This window comes from Brachymonas sp. J145 (assembly GCF_036312245.1).
Taxonomy (GTDB): Bacteria; Pseudomonadota; Gammaproteobacteria; order Burkholderiales; family Burkholderiaceae_C; genus Brachymonas; species Brachymonas wangyanguii.
Genome location: NZ_JAZDCI010000009.1, coordinates 37,090 through 51,561 on the forward strand (window position 1 = coordinate 37,090; position 14,472 = coordinate 51,561).

The window sequence follows — 14,472 nt, forward strand, 5'->3', positions numbered from 1 at the left end:
CCATGGATGACAGCCAGCTGCTGCGCTATTCGCGCCATATCCTGCTGCCCGAAATCGACGTGGACGGGCAGCAGAAACTGCTGGACGCCCATGTGGTGATCATCGGTGCTGGCGGTCTCGGTTCGCCGGCAGCACTCTACCTGGCCAGCGCCGGCGTCGGCCGTATCACGCTGGTGGATCACGACACGGTCGACCTGACCAATCTGCAGCGCCAGATCGCCCATACCGAACAGCGTGTCGGCATGGAAAAGACGCTGTCGGTGCGCCAGGCCATGCAACAGGTCAACTCCACCATCGAGGTGCGTGCGCTGCACCAGCGTGCCGATGCCGCCCTGCTCAACGCGCTGGCAGCCGATGCCGATGTGGTGCTGGACTGCACCGACAACTTCGCCACACGCCAGCTGGTGAACCAGGCCTGCGTCGCCCAGGGGACGCATCTGGTCTGGGGCGCAGCCATCCGCTTCCAAGCACAAATGGGCGTGCGCGCCGCCCACGACGCCGTCAGCCCCTGCTATGCCTGCACCTTCGATCCGGCCCATCCGCCAGAGGAAGAACGCTGCGCCACCATGGGCGTGTTTGCACCGATTGTCGGCATCGTCGGCTGCATCGAGGCCGCCGAAGCCCTCAAGCTGCTGCTCGGTATCGACAGCGAGCTGCACCGTTCCATGCTGCTGCTGGACGCCCTGCGCATGTCCTTCATGCCGATCGGCCTGCAGCGCCGCCCACATTGCCCGGTCTGTGGCACGGCGGCGTTACACGATGTCGGAATCGTCTGACACGTCCAGGGCCGCATTACTGGCATACTTTCATTTTTATAGAGGTGATCATGGTGACCGTGGACAACACTGTTGTCCGTTCTGATCCAACCACACCATGACCATCCCCATATTGCAGCAGTACCAACCCGAGATAGCCGTGGGACTCAAAATCTTCATCGTCGAAGACAATCCCGTCATTCGTGACAACCTGGTCGACACCCTGGAAGAGCTCGCCGCCGTAGAAACGGTCGGGGTAGCCGAAACCGAGCAGGAAGGCGTGAACTGGCTGAGCCAGCATCTGCCGGAGTGGGATGTCGCCATTGTCGACCTGTTCCTCAAGGAGGGCAGCGGCATCGGCGTGATCGAGGCCTGCAAGGACAGGCCGATCGACAAGAAGATGGTGGTGTTCAGCAACTACGCCAACGAGGACGTGCGCGAACGCTGCTTCCAGCTCGGTGTGGATCGCTTCTTTGACAAGTCGAGGGAAATCGACGCACTGATCGACTATTTTGTCGAGATCGCCAATTGAGCGCCGGCGCTGCGGCACGCGCAGCGCCCTACCCTGCAGCTCAATCGATCAGACGGTTTTTCAGCGCGTAATAGGTCAGGTCACTATTGGTGCTGAGGTTCATCTTCTCCATCAGCCGCGTGCGGTAGGTACTCACCGTCTTCACGCTCAACGACAGCTCGTCGGCGATATCACTGGCCGTCACGCCCTTGGCCAGTTTCAGGAACACCTGGAACTCGCGTTCGGACAGCTGCTCGTGCGGCAGACCGTCACCGGACTTGCCCAGCTGCTGTGCCAGCAGATCCGCCACGCTGGCGCTGATATAGCGCTTGCCGGTGGCAATCGTGCGGATGGCGGTGACGATCTCGTCCGGCTCGCACTCCTTGTTCAGGAAGCCGCTGGCACCCTGGCGGATCAGGTTGGTGGCGTAATGTTCTTCCGGATAGCCGCTGAGGATCAGCACACCCAGATCCGGGGCCTTGGCACGGATCATGCCCAGCGCATCCATGCCGCTCTGTTCCGGCATGGACAGGTCCATCACCAGCACGTCCAGCTCCTGCTGGCGCACCAGGTCAATCGCCTCGCGGCCACTGGCGGCCTCGCCTACCACGCGCAAATCCACCTGTTCGGAAAAAAACTGGCGCAATCCTGCGCGAACAATCGCGTGGTCGTCTACGATACCTACCTTGATCATGATGCAAGTACTCCTGCCAATAACGCTGCTTTCGCAGACATAAAGGCAGCATCTGCCACCTTCTACCGAGAACGATGTTAACCCGAGACTCAAGCGGCAACTGGACTCCCAGCCCGCGCATGCGAAAAATTCTGACCGTGCTGGTGCTGCTTTCCTGCATCGGCATGCTGCTGCTGAATGAAATATCCTACCGTGGCAACCAGGCTGCCTTCCGCGACGCCACCTATGCGCAGCGCAGCAACGTGCTGGTCACCAACCTGCTGCTGGGCGTGGCCAATGCCGAATCCAGCCAGCGCAGCTTCATGCTGACCGGCGACAAGGCCTTCCATAACGATTTCACGGCCTTCATGATGGACATGGAGAAGCAACTGGCCAGCATCGAATCCCTGTTGGCTGAAGACCCGCACCCCGGAGCCGATGCCAGCAATATCAATACCCGCAGGGGCATGCAGACCCTGAGCAACCTGATCCGCGAAAAAAACCGGCTGATGCGCAACACGCTGGAACTGCACCTCGCTGGCCATGAAAAGGCCTGGATCTCGATTGCGGAAACGCCGCACAAGAAACGCGTGATCTCGCAGATTCGCGCCCAGGGCATGCAGCTGATCAGCTTCAATACGTTGCGCATCCAGCGCTTTGAAGCCCGCATGCAGGAGTCGCTGACCACCACCCGCATCACCATGGGCAGCGCCATCCTGCTGGTGATCGTGCTGTTCCTGCTGCTCTGGCGCGAAACCTACAAGCACCAGGACTTTGAGGCCAGTGTCCGCCAGCAGCTGGCCGACGAACGCAACAAGCTGGACCAGATGGTGCAGGAGCGCACCACCAGTCTGCGCATGCTGGCCGCCAACCTGCAACAGGTACGCGAGAACGAGCGTACCCGCCTGTCGCGCGAGCTGCATGACGAACTGGGCGCCCTGCTGACCGCGGCCAAGCTGGACGTGGCACGCCTGAAATCACGCATAGGCCAGCTGCCCGACAGCAGCGAGCTGCTAGGCCGCATCCAACACCTGACCGACACGCTGAACCAGGGCATCGCGCTCAAGCGCCGCATCATCGAGGACCTGTCACCTTCCGCCCTCAGCAACCTGGGCCTGGTGCCGGCACTGGAGATCCAGGCGCGCGAGTATGCCGAGAAGAGCGGCCTGAAGGTGGTGACGCATTTCGATTACGTCACGCTGAACAAGGACAAGGCGCTGACGGTCTACCGCCTGATCCAGGAAGCGCTGACCAACGTCAGCAAATACGCCAAGGCCAGCGAAGTCCGCATCACGCTGACGGACGAAGGCTCCATGGCGCGCATTCTGGTGGAAGACAATGGCGCAGGCTTTGATCCGAACCAGCAGCTGCCTGCGGGCTCACACGGTCTGTCCGGCATGAGCTACCGCGTGGAGACCCAGGGCGGCAGCATCAAGATCGATTCCGCACCGGGCGAAGGCACGCGCATCTCGGCGCAGCTGCCGCAGGAGGAGCGTCCGGCATAGTCCTACACGTCTTGTCACGGCCCGACTACGCTTGAACTCCCGGATGCAGGTACCATATACATACAGACAAGCCCATTTCCCTCACTTAAGGAGATTTCGATGGAAAACAACCTGCAAACCTCTGCCGACAAGCTGATCGACGATGCTGCAAGCACCACCCAGGAAGCTGCTGACAAGACCCTGCGTACTGCCAGCAACGTGCTGGACAACGCGAGCGAGCGCCTGACAGCTGCCCGTTCGCGCGCAGGTGAGGCCATCGACCAGCTGAACCAGCGTGCCCACGAGTACGCCCGCGTCGGCATGGAAAAGGCCGGCGAAACGCGTGACCGCGCCAAGCGCCAGGTTCAGCACGCTGCTGACGTCACCAGCCACTATGTGGAAGAACAGCCGCTGAAGTCGGTCGCCATCGCCGCAGGCGTGGGTGCCCTGACGGCTGCCGTCCTGCTGATGCTGCGTGGTCGCGACTGATCTGGCATCCTGACTGCCGTGACCTGCCAGTCCGTCTCCTGATGGCCTGAGCACTTCCCGGCAATCTGGCCAGTCCACCAGACCGCAGCCTGCGGTACTGGGCTCATGCCCTGTACGTTGCACCTGCGGTCTTTTTCTTGCGCCAGCCACGCCAGGCTGGTGCGCTTCCGGAACCCTACCCCCGCTGCCCCTATGCTTCACCCTCTGCTCAAGGTGATGATCAAGCGTCCGGAACTGATCATCGATCACCTGCACAATTATCTGGACCTGTTCAAGCAGGAAACCCGTGGTGCCGCATCCAATCTGGTCCATGTCCTGATCGGATGGGTTCTACTGGCCATTGGCATGCTGCTGTTCCTGATCCTGGGTGGTACCGCCCTGATGCTGGGGCTGCTGCAAGGCAGTTTCCACTGGATTCTCGCCGTCGTGCCCTGCCTGTTCCTGCTGCTGGCCGTCATCGGCTGGTCCATGACGCGCAAATCCGTGATCCAGATGGAAGTGGCCGAAGTCAAGCGCCAGTTCAGCGCCGATGTCGAACTGCTGCAAGCCGCAGGAGAACGCCGTGACCGATAAAGCCCCGCAACAACTCCAGTTCATCGATACGCTGCCCCCACAGTTGCGCCTGGCACTATCGCGGTACAAGCTGCGCCGCAGCCTGAACCGCCCGGTCTCGATCGAAGACGACCCTGACCTGCAGCGCCTACTGGAGCTGGAAAAGGCCTGGAATGCCTCCCTGCCCAAGACCGCTGCCACGCTGCCGGAATCGGCACCGCCTGCGCCACCGGCAGAACCCGAGCCTGCGGCCCCCCCTGCCCAGCCCCGCCCTGTCGCCGCCATGGCAGCCAGGCCGCCGCAGCCCGATGCAGCAGCAGAGCCGGCTCCTGCTTCCCGTCAGCGTCGTGCGGCGCGTCAGGCAAACTCGACCAGCAATCCACTGGCCATGCTCCAGGAACGCGATCTGGGTCCGGTTGCTGGCGCAGCACTGGCCGCCGGCCAGCAGCTGTTGCAGGCCTGGTGGGCGCGCCATCCGGCCAAGCTCGCCCTCACCGTAGGCACGCCGCTGCTGGAGCGCTACGCCAAACGCAAGCCGCTGCAGGTACTGGCGATTGCTGCCGCTGTAGGCGCGGCCGTGGTCGTACTGCGCCCCTGGCGCTGGAACCGCACGCGCAACATGGCACGCAAGAGCATGAACCGCGAAATCCGCCGCATGCGCCTGTCTTCGCTCTGGGGCATGGTCACCGACAGCCTGCTACGCAACGGCAAGTCGTCGGGCTGAGAGTCCCTGCGCCCAAGCAAAAGCGCCGACCCTGACGGGTACGGCGCTTTTTTGATGGCTGCCCGGATCGGGACGAACCGGCCTCAGCCGCGTCCCACCACCTGGGCCGTGGCGGCCAGCTCCTCCAGCATCGCCAGCGACATCCAGCCGGAGTTGGCATACGGATTGAAATCCGCACCTTCGGAATATTTCAGGATGACAGAGGTGTTGAGCTCGCCGATATCGACCAGGCCCATGGTCCAGCCCGGGTACTGGCGCTCGGTGATTTCATCGTAATGCAGCAGCTGCACATCGGTGTGGTGCACGCTGCGCTGGATCTCGGTGTACAGGCGGTTGACTTCCTCGCGGCTGCCTTCCAGCAGCTGCATGAAGATATTGTTGCTGTAGCACAGGATGCCGGTAATGCCATGCTCGGCATTGTGCCGGCGCGCGCGCTGCAGGATCACCTCCAGGCTCTCGGTGGTGGACTGGGTGGCACGGCTTACATACAACAATCTGACCAGCATGGTCTCTCTCCCGGAAAATCAGAAAACAATCAGTCCTTGAACGGAATCAGCGACAGGAATTCTCGGCGCAGGTTGGGATCCTTCAGGAACACGCCACGCATTACCGAGTTCAGCATCTTGCTGTCCATGTCCTTCACGCCACGCCAGGCCATGCAGTAGTGGCTGGCCTGCATCACCAGCGCCAGGCCATCAGGATGGGTCTTCTTCTGGATCAGGTCGGCCAGCTGGATGACTGCCTCCTCCTGGATCTGCGGGCGGCTCATGACCCACTCGGCCAGGCGCGCATACTTGGACAGGCCGATCACGTTGGTGTGCTCGTTCGGCATCACGCCAATCCACAGCTTGCCGATCACCGGCACCAGGTGGTGCGAGCAGGCGCTGCGCACCGTGATCGGGCCGACGATCATCAGCTCGTTCAGGTGCTCGGCGTTGGGAAATTCGGTCAGCACCGGCGGCTTGACGTAGCGGCCGGCAAAGACTTCCTTCAGGTACATCTTGGCCACGCGGCGCGCCGTGTTGTCGGTGTTGTGGTCGTTGGCGGTATCGATCACCATGCTGTCAAGCACGCCCTGCATCTTCTGCTCGACTTCGTCCAGCAGCTGTTCCAGTTCACCCGGCTGCAGGTAGTCGGCAATATTGTCGTTGGCGTGGAAACGCTTGCGGGCCGCCAGCAGGCGCTCGCGGATTTTCACCGATACCGGTGTCCCTTCGTCTTGGGGAGGCTGGGGAGTGGTCATGGATTCAGGATAATCGCAACAGAATGGCAAAAGTGCAGCATACCACCACCCTGCCCCGGCTGCCGGCATTCCAGCAAGCCCTGACGAATGGCAGCTGAAATTTATTATTCGAGCACGAAATCGGCCACCAGTGGCAGGTGATCCGACAGACGTGCCCAGGAACGCAGACCGGTAGTCGATTCCAGCGTGGCCTTCTGTGGCACGAACTGGCGCAGCATCTGCAGGCCACGGTAATAGATGAAGTCGAGCTGAGTCAGCGGCAGCGTGGACGGATAGGTACGGTAAGCCGGCAGCCCATGCTCGCACAACAGGCCGGCCTGGTCCATGAAACGCGTCAGGCGCTTGCCCCAGTCGTTGAAGTCACCGGCAATCACCAGCGGCTCGTCTTCGGGAATCTCGCGGAGCACGAAGTCGATCAGCTGCTGCACCTGGCGTACACGGCTGGCGGCAATCAGGCCCAGATGCACCACGATCACGTGGATGCAGCGGCCGCGCAGCGTGAGTTCGCTGTGCAGCAGGCCGCGCTGCTCGAAACGGTGATCCGACATGTCCTCGTGCTGGTGCCGTGCCACCTCGCCGCGCGTCAGCAGCGCATTGCCGTGCTCGCCGTGCTTGGTGGTGGCATTGGTGACATACACGGCCTGGTAATGCGTGTCGGCCAGGAAGTCGGCCTGGCTCTGGCGCGGCCAGTCGTTGAACTTGCGTTCCCACTGGCGGTTCAGCTTGCGCACCTCCTGCAGGCAGACCACATCGGCGTCGAGCTGACGGATGGCCTGCTGCAGGTTGTGGATTTCGAGCCGACTCATCGGACCCATGCCCTGCACACCCTTGTGGATGTTGTAGGTGGCCACGCGCAGCACTTGCTCGCGTGGCAGGTCGGTCGGAATCGGCGGCGTCATGACGGCGCTGGATCAGCCCTGGCGCGCCTCGGTGGAGACCGGGTTGCGCAGGCGGATGTGCAGCTCGCGCAGCTGCTTCTCGTCCACCGAGCTCGGTGCCTGCGTTAGCAGACACTGGGCGCGCTGCGTCTTCGGGAAGGCGATCACGTCACGGATCGATTCGGCACGCGTCATCAGCGTGATCAGGCGATCCAGACCGAAAGCCAGGCCACCGTGCGGCGGTGCGCCGTACTGCAGCGCATCCAGCAGGAAGCCGAACTTGAGCTGGGCTTCTTCCGGACCGATCTTGAGCGCGTTGAACACCTTGCTCTGCACCTCGGCACGATGGATACGCACCGAGCCGCCACCCAGCTCCCAGCCGTTCAACACCATGTCGTAGGCCTTGGCCACGCACTTGGACGGGTCGCTATCCATGTAGTCTTCGTGACCATCCTTCGGCGAAGTGAAGGGATGGTGCATGGCGTTCCAGCGGTCATCTTCTTCGTCGTATTCGAACATCGGGAAGTCCACCACCCACAGCGGTGCCCAGCGGTCATCGAACAGGCCGTTGTTCTTGCCGAAATCACTGTGGCCGATCTTCAGACGCAGCGCGCCGATAGCGTCGTTGACCACCTTGGCCTTGTCGGCGCCAAAGAAGATCAGGTCGCCATCATTGGCACCGGTACGCTCCAGGATCGCCTGCAGCGCGGCATCGTGCAGATTCTTCACGATCGGGCTCTGCAGGCCTTCGCGGCCCTTGGCCTTCTCGTTGACCTTGATCCAGGCCAGGCCCTTGGCGCCGTAGATCTTGACGAACTCGGTGTAGCCGTCGATCTCGCCACGGGTCAACTGGTTGCCGTTCGGTACGCGCAGCGCCACCACGCGGCCACCGCCCATGGTAGCAGGCGTGCTGAACACCTTGAAATCCACATCGGCCATGACATCGGTCAGCTCGGTGAATTCCAGCTTGACGCGCAGGTCCGGCTTGTCGGAACCAAAGCGGTGCATCGCTTCGGAGAACTGCATCACGGGGAATTCGCCCAGATCCACATCCATGGTGTTGCGGAACACCGTCTTGATCATGTCCTGGAACAGCGCGCGGATCTCTTCTTCACCCAGGAAAGACGTCTCGATGTCGATCTGCGTGAATTCGGGCTGGCGGTCGGCGCGCAGGTCTTCGTCACGGAAGCACTTGGTGATCTGGTAGTAGCGGTCGTAACCGGCCACCATCAGCAGTTGCTTGAACAGCTGCGGCGACTGCGGCAGCGCAAAGAAATGGCCATCGTGCACGCGGCTCGGCACCAGGTAGTCACGCGCGCCTTCGGGCGTGCTCTTGGTCAGCATCGGCGTCTCGATGTCGATGAAGCCGTTGGCATCCAGGAACTTGCGCACTTCCATCGCCACCTTGTAGCGCAGCATCAGGTTGCGCTGCATGTAGGGGCGACGCAGGTCCAGCACACGGTGCGTCAGGCGCGTGGTCTCGCTCAGGTTGTCGTCGTCCAGCTGGAACGGCGGCGTGACAGAAGCATTCAGCACGTTCAGCTCATGGCACAGCACCTCGATCTTGCCGGAAGCGATGTTGTCGTTGGTCGTGCCTTCGGGGCGCGCGCGCACCAGGCCCTTGATCTGCACGCAGAACTCGTTGCGGATGTCTTCGGCCACCTGGAACATATCGGGACGGTCCGGATCGCACACCACCTGCACATAACCCTCGCGGTCACGCAAGTCGATGAAGATCACGCCACCATGGTCACGACGGCGGTTGACCCAGCCACACAGGGTCACGGTTTCGCCCAGCTGGGCCTCGGTCACCTGACCGCAGTACATCGAACGCATTGCCATTTTTCAGTCTTTCTGGCCCGTTGTGACGGGCACATGCTTGGTTTGTGTGTTGGGGACGAAGCGCCAGCCGGCACTCAGTCGGTAGAGGAGGATGAGGTGCTGCCACCACTGGAGGCTGCCGGTGCCGCGCTGCTGCTGGTCACCGGCTGGGAGCCGGCACTGCCACTGCTGCCGCCGCGGAAATCGGTCACATACCAGCCGGAACCCTTGAGCTGGAAGCCGGCGGCAGTCACCTGCTTCTGCAGGGACTCGGCGGAACACTGGGGACAGGTGGTCAGCGGGGCATCGCTGATCTTCTGGAGCACATCAAAAGTGTGGCCGCACGCTTGGCAGCCATAGGCATAAATCGGCATGGAACTATCAGATACGGAAAAAGCGGAGCCTGCGGCGCAGGCAAGCCATTCTCGATTATAAAGTCTGGGACGAAAACTGCCGCACTACTCCCGCAGCGCAGCAGTGTACTCAGGCAATCAGGCGGCCTTCCTGCGGCGGCGTGCCTTCAAAGTGCGGCACGTGGCCCTGCATATTGGGCACCCACTGCGGCAGCAGCGAGCCCGCCAGCATGCCGAACAGCGAAGCCAGCACACCGGCCAGCTGCTGCGGGAACGCGGCGTCCCAGCCCGGCATGAACATGAACAGCAGCCAGACGCCGACACCCAGCACGCAGGCGGCGATACCGCCCTGGCTGGTGGCCCGCTTCCAGTACAGGCCAAAGGTCAGCGGGATGAAGGCCCCCACCAGCGGCACCTGGTAGGCACCGGACACCATCTCGTAGATCGAGGTGCCTTCCATCGCAATCGCGTAGGCCAGCACGATGGCGGAGAAGCCCAGCACCGCCCAGCGCATCGCCTTGAGCGTAGCGCGGTCATCCATCTGCACGAAATGGCGCAAGATGTTTTCAACGAAGGTAGTCGTGGGCGCCAGCAGCGTGGCCGAGGCACAGGACTTGATCGCCGACAGCAGCGCGCCAAAGAACACCACCTGCATCGCAAACGGCATCTTCTCCATCACCAGCGTTGGCAGCACCTTCTGCGGATCGTCGGCAATCAGCGCCTCGGCCTGTTCGGGCATGACGATCAGTGCCGTCGCCACCAGGAAAATCGGCACGAAGGCAAACAGGATGTACATGCTGCCGCCAATCACCGGACCGATGGTGGCGGCACGCACGTCACGCGCCGACATCACGCGCTGGAACACGTCCTGCTGCGGAATCGAGCCCAGCATCATGGTGATGGCCGCAGCAAAAAAGGCCAGCATTTCGCCATAGGTCGGCTCGGGCCAGAAGCGCAGCAGATCCCTGCTGGAAGCCAACTCCAGCACCGGCTCCAGGCCGCCTGCCATGTCGCTGGCGAAATAGGCCAGCAGCAGCAGACCGACGATCAGTACGATCATCTGCACGAAATCGGTCACGGCCACCGACCACATGCCGCCAATCAGGGTATAGGCCAGGATGGACACCATGCCCAGCGCCATGCCCCAGGGCACCGAAATCAGGTCGTTCGACAGCAGGTTGAACACCAGACCCAGCGCCACCACCTGCGCCGAGACCCAGCCCAGGTAGCTGATCATGATCAGGATCGAGCAGAACACCTCGACAAAGGTGCCGTAACGTACCTTGTAGTAGTCGCTGATGGTCAGCAGATCCATCTTGTACAGGCGCGCAGCAAAGAACACGCCAACCAGGATCAGGCACATGCCGGCGCCAAACGGGTCTTCCACGATGCCGCCCATGCCGTCCTGCATGAACTTGGCCGGAATCCCCAGCACCAGCTCGGAGCCGAACCAGGTGGCAAAGGTCAGCGTGATGATCATGGTCAGCGGCAGGTTGCGGCCGGCCACGGCAAAGTCGGCCGTGTTCTTCACGCGGCGCGCGGCATACAGGCCAATGCCGATGGTCACCGCCAGGTACAAAAAGACAAGAAAAAGCAGCATGTAGTTATCCCTCAGACGTCAGGCCTGATTTCCATGCTGCGCATTATCCGGGCAAAGAAAGGTCCGGACAGGCAGAAACCAGTCCGGACCGTGGTCAGTGGTGCATTCATGCTGCCAACTGCAGCATATTTGCGACAGTTGTCGCGGCCGCTTACAGGCGGAAAATCAGGCCCAGGTGCGGCAGGAGCTGCATCACCAGCAGGCCCAGTCCAAAGCCGATCGCGCCGTACAGCACTGCCTGCAGCAGGCGATTGGTCTGGCGCTGCTCCTTCAGCAGAGCGAGCAGCTCTTTCTGCTGTTGCTGCAGGGCCTGCTGTTGCGCCGGCTTGCCCTGCTCGCGCAGGAAGCGGCTCAGCAGCACCGGCAGCTCGGGCAGCAGGCGTGCGTACGACGGGGCTTCGCGCTTGAGCTCCTCGATGAAACGCTTCGGCCCCATCTGCTCCATCATCCACTTTTCAAGGAAGGGCTTGGCGGTACTCCACAGGTCCAGGTTCGGATCCATGTCGCGGCCCAGACCTTCGACGTTGAGCAGCGTCTTCTGCAGCAGCGTCAGCTGCGGCTGGATCTCCACCTGGAAACGGCGCGAGGTCTGGAACAGGCGCATCAGCACCATGCCCAGCGAAATCTCGCTCAGCGGACGGTCAAAGTACGGCTCGCAGACGCCGCGCACGGCAGCTTCCAGCTCGTCGATACGCGTCGTGGCGGGAGCCCAGCCACTTTCCACGTGCAACTCGGCCACACGCTTGTAGTCACGGCGGAAAAAGGCAGTGAAGTTCTGCGCCAGGTATTCCTTGTCGTACTCGGTCAGTGTGCCAACGATGCCAAAGTCCAGCAGGATGAAGCGGCCAAACGTGGCCGGCTCGACACTGACCAGCAGGTTGCCCGGGTGCATGTCAGCATGGAAGAAACCGTCACGGAACACCTGCGTGAAGAAGATGTTGACGCCATCACGTGCCAGCTTCGGAATGTCCACGCCCAGCTCGCGCAGGCGCTCGGTCTGGCTCACCGGAATGCCACGCATGCGCTCCATCACCAGCACATCCTGCGTGATGCATTCCCAGTACATCTCCGGAATCAGCACCAGATCCAGGCCTTCCATGTTGCGGCGCAGCTGTGCCGCATTGGCCGCCTCGCGCACCAGATCCAGCTCGTCGTGCAGGTACTTGTCGAATTCGGCCACGACCTCGCGCGGCTTCAGCCGGCGCCCGTCCTCGTTCAGGCGCTCGACCCAGCCGGCCATCATGCGCATCAGGCTCAGGTCCTTGCCGATCACCTGGTGCATGCCCGGACGCAGCACCTTGACCGCGACTTCGCGTTCCACGCCATGGCGATCGCGCATGCGGGCAAAGTGCACTTGCGCAATCGAGGCGCTGGCCACCGGCTCACGTTCGAACTCGGTGAACAGCACGTTGATCGGCTTGCGCAGCGAACGCTCGATGATTGCCACCGATTGCTCGGCCGGGAACGGTTCGACCTGGTCCTGCAGCAGGGCCAGCTCATTCGCAATATCTGGCGGCAGCAGGTCGCGCCGCGTTGACAGCACCTGGCCGAACTTGACGAAGATCGGGCCCAGCGTCTGCAGCGCCACGCGCAGGCGCACGCCGCGCGGCTGTTCCAGCTTGCGCCCCACGGTGAGCACGCGCGACACCATGCGCAAGCCCTTGTGCGGCACGCTGGTCAGCAGCAGCTCATCCAGACCGTAGCGGAAAAAGACCCAGATGATGTACAGGCCACGTGCAAATTTCATTGCCCGCCGCCCTGCTTCAGTGTATCAGCAGCATCAGCACCCGGCACCACCTTGCCGATCACGCCACGTGCCGCATCGGCCACGCTGCGGCCCACGCGCGCCAGCGTATGTGCCGGCACATCACCGATCACGCGCGCCAGATCTTCCTCGACGTCCCAGCGCAGATGATCCGCCATCCAGTTGATCTCGGCGGCCAGTTGTACATCGCCTTCGATGCGCACCGCCGGCTTGCCGCCCTGGATCGCGGTCCTGGCCAGATCCAGCGGTGAACCCTGATCGACAGTAATCACCAGGTCGGGCGAACCAGCAGTATCAGCCAGGTCGAACAAGCCGGCCGGCGTGATCTGCAGGCGCATGTCGAACTGGCGCCACTGGGCCAGCACGATGCGGCCTTTCTGGCGCAGCAGGCGCTGCTGCGCTTCAGGCTCCTGCATCACGACATGGTTGAGCACCAGCACGACGCGGCGCTGCAGCTCATTCACCAGGCCTTCAGGCAGGGAAAACTTGTCCAGCAGGCCGGACGCGGAATCGGCCAGACGGCCAAGAAAGGAAAAGGGGGACTGTGGTGTTTCCATAGTCCCCCATTCTCCCTGATTTTGATGGCAGCTGCCGCCTCGGGCGTGCTGCCGTGTCACAAACCGTGGCCTTGCGCCACGATCCGGACCATTTACTGCATCGACTGGATGCCAGCCACCAGCCAGCCGCTCTGGCCGGACTTGGATTTGCTCATGTTCCAGACTTCGCGGAACGGGCTCAGGCCGGAATCATCCTCGTTCACCATACCGGAGAACTCGATGCTGGCCAGGTAGTCGTCAGCGGTTTCCTCGATACCCAGCAGCTGGGCGTCCAGCTTCTCGACCACGGTCTTGCTGGTACGGCCTTCCGCTTCACGCTCGGCCAGTTGCTGGCGCACTTCAGCCAGCATCTCGTCAGTCATCATGGCGCGCAGGCTGCTGGCATCGGCACGATCCCAGGCGTCCTGCAGCGTGTTGAAGTTGCGCTTGGCAGCGGTCAGGAAACCGTCGATGTCAAAACCGGCCGGCACGCCCCAGTTCTGCGAACCAGACAGAGCCGAACCGATCATGCTGCCACCAGCGGCCGGCTGGCTGGCCTGGAAATTGCTACCCTGGCTTTCCCACGGGCGGGCCGAGGCGTCATTGCCGACGTTCTTCGGGTTGTAGCTGCGCGGTGCCTGGGCGGCACCCTGGTAGGCCAGGTCCTGGGCCGGACGGGCAGCCGGTGCCGCATTGCGGCGGAACAGGCGCCACAGCACCACGGCGGCCATCACCGCCAGCAGGATCAGCATCACGTTGGCCAGGCCTTCGCCAAAGCCCAGCGCATTCGCCAGCCAGGCCAGGCCCAGACCAGCGGCCAGGCCGCCCAGCATGCCAGCCCACGGACGCTTGGGCGCCGCATTGGCAGCCGGTGCCGTCTGGTTGGCCTGGCGGCCAGGCTGTTGCGCCTGCTGCGTGGCCGTACCCTGCGCAGCGCCGCCCGGAGGCGTGGTGGACTGCTGCTGCGTCACGTTGGAAGACTGGCGTCCCATGGACTTGCCACCGCCCATGCGCTTGGCTTCGGCGTGAACACTGGTCAGGGCCAGCGTCAGTGCCAGCAGGATGGTCGGTAGTCGTCGCATAAAGGG

The 14,472-nt window shown here is 62.6% G+C and carries 16 protein-coding genes; 6 read left to right on the forward strand and 10 right to left on the reverse strand.

The window, feature by feature from the left end; genetic code table 11:
• Window positions 1–2: 2 nt before the first annotated feature.
• Both V1261_RS08815 and V1261_RS08820 read left to right on the forward strand, forming a co-directional pair.
• The gene (locus V1261_RS08815; RefSeq protein ID WP_329771364.1) at window positions 3–776 is read left to right on the forward strand and encodes a HesA/MoeB/ThiF family protein; all 774 of its coding nucleotides are present in this window, start codon (window positions 3–5) and stop codon (window positions 774–776) included.
• A 139-nt stretch (window positions 777–915) separates the two neighbouring features.
• Window positions 916–1,287, forward strand: a complete 372-nt coding sequence (locus V1261_RS08820; RefSeq protein ID WP_329771365.1) for a response regulator transcription factor — start codon at window positions 916–918, stop codon at window positions 1,285–1,287.
• A gap of 40 nt (window positions 1,288–1,327) precedes the next feature.
• On the opposite strand, the gene V1261_RS08825 is transcribed toward V1261_RS08820, so the two are convergent.
• Window positions 1,328–1,960, reverse strand: a complete 633-nt coding sequence (locus V1261_RS08825; RefSeq protein WP_329771366.1) for a response regulator transcription factor — start codon at window positions 1,958–1,960, stop codon at window positions 1,328–1,330.
• Between the two features lie 119 nt (window positions 1,961–2,079).
• On the opposite strand from V1261_RS08825, the gene V1261_RS08830 reads away from it, so the two are divergent.
• From V1261_RS08830 to V1261_RS08845, 4 genes are all read left to right on the forward strand, one after another.
• Window positions 2,080–3,444 (forward strand): sensor histidine kinase, encoded by a 1,365-nt coding sequence (locus tag V1261_RS08830; RefSeq protein ID WP_329771367.1) that lies wholly within the window; start codon window positions 2,080–2,082, stop codon window positions 3,442–3,444.
• Between the two features lie 99 nt (window positions 3,445–3,543).
• Window positions 3,544–3,912 (forward strand): ElaB/YgaM/YqjD family protein, encoded by a 369-nt coding sequence (locus tag V1261_RS08835; RefSeq protein ID WP_329771368.1) that lies wholly within the window; start codon window positions 3,544–3,546, stop codon window positions 3,910–3,912.
• 192 nt (window positions 3,913–4,104) lie between these two features.
• Window positions 4,105–4,485: a hypothetical protein gene (locus tag V1261_RS08840; RefSeq protein WP_329771369.1), complete on the forward strand. Its 381-nt coding sequence runs from the start codon at window positions 4,105–4,107 to the stop codon at window positions 4,483–4,485.
• Entirely contained in the window at window positions 4,475–5,188 is a 714-nt protein-coding gene (locus tag V1261_RS08845) for a hypothetical protein (RefSeq protein ID WP_329771370.1), read from the forward strand. Before V1261_RS08840 ends, V1261_RS08845 begins: the two co-directional genes overlap by 11 nt.
• Window positions 5,189–5,271: 83 nt before the next feature.
• Here the strand turns inward: V1261_RS08845 and V1261_RS08850 are convergent, their stop codons facing one another.
• From V1261_RS08850 to V1261_RS08890, 9 genes are all read right to left on the reverse strand, one after another.
• The gene (locus V1261_RS08850) at window positions 5,272–5,694 is read right to left on the reverse strand and encodes a BLUF domain-containing protein (RefSeq protein ID WP_329771371.1); all 423 of its coding nucleotides are present in this window, start codon (window positions 5,692–5,694) and stop codon (window positions 5,272–5,274) included.
• Between the two features lie 29 nt (window positions 5,695–5,723).
• The gene (folE, locus tag V1261_RS08855) at window positions 5,724–6,431 is read right to left on the reverse strand and encodes a GTP cyclohydrolase I (RefSeq protein WP_329771372.1); all 708 of its coding nucleotides are present in this window, start codon (window positions 6,429–6,431) and stop codon (window positions 5,724–5,726) included.
• Between the two features lie 104 nt (window positions 6,432–6,535).
• On the reverse strand, window positions 6,536–7,330 hold the full coding sequence (locus V1261_RS08860) for an endonuclease/exonuclease/phosphatase family protein (RefSeq protein ID WP_329771373.1): 795 nt from the start codon (window positions 7,328–7,330) through the stop codon (window positions 6,536–6,538).
• Window positions 7,331–7,342: 12 nt separating this feature from the next.
• The gene (gene aspS, locus V1261_RS08865; protein WP_329771374.1) at window positions 7,343–9,151 is read right to left on the reverse strand and encodes an aspartate--tRNA ligase; all 1,809 of its coding nucleotides are present in this window, start codon (window positions 9,149–9,151) and stop codon (window positions 7,343–7,345) included.
• Window positions 9,152–9,225: 74 nt separating this feature from the next.
• Window positions 9,226–9,504: an FmdB family zinc ribbon protein gene (locus tag V1261_RS08870; RefSeq protein ID WP_329771375.1), complete on the reverse strand. Its 279-nt coding sequence runs from the start codon at window positions 9,502–9,504 to the stop codon at window positions 9,226–9,228.
• A 109-nt stretch (window positions 9,505–9,613) separates the two neighbouring features.
• On the reverse strand, window positions 9,614–11,083 hold the full coding sequence (locus tag V1261_RS08875; RefSeq protein ID WP_329771376.1) for a high affinity choline transporter 1: 1,470 nt from the start codon (window positions 11,081–11,083) through the stop codon (window positions 9,614–9,616).
• Between the two features lie 151 nt (window positions 11,084–11,234).
• A complete protein-coding gene (gene ubiB, locus V1261_RS08880; RefSeq protein ID WP_329771377.1) occupies window positions 11,235–12,830 on the reverse strand; it encodes a ubiquinone biosynthesis regulatory protein kinase UbiB in 1,596 nt (531 codons plus the stop codon).
• Complete coding sequence (locus tag V1261_RS08885) at window positions 12,827–13,405, reverse strand: ubiquinone biosynthesis accessory factor UbiJ (protein WP_329771378.1); 579 nt, start codon at window positions 13,403–13,405, stop codon at window positions 12,827–12,829. Before V1261_RS08885 ends, ubiB begins: the two co-directional genes overlap by 4 nt.
• 92 nt (window positions 13,406–13,497) lie before the next feature.
• Entirely contained in the window at window positions 13,498–14,466 is a 969-nt protein-coding gene (locus V1261_RS08890; protein ID WP_329771379.1) for a Tim44 domain-containing protein, read from the reverse strand.
• Window positions 14,467–14,472 lie beyond the last annotated feature (6 nt).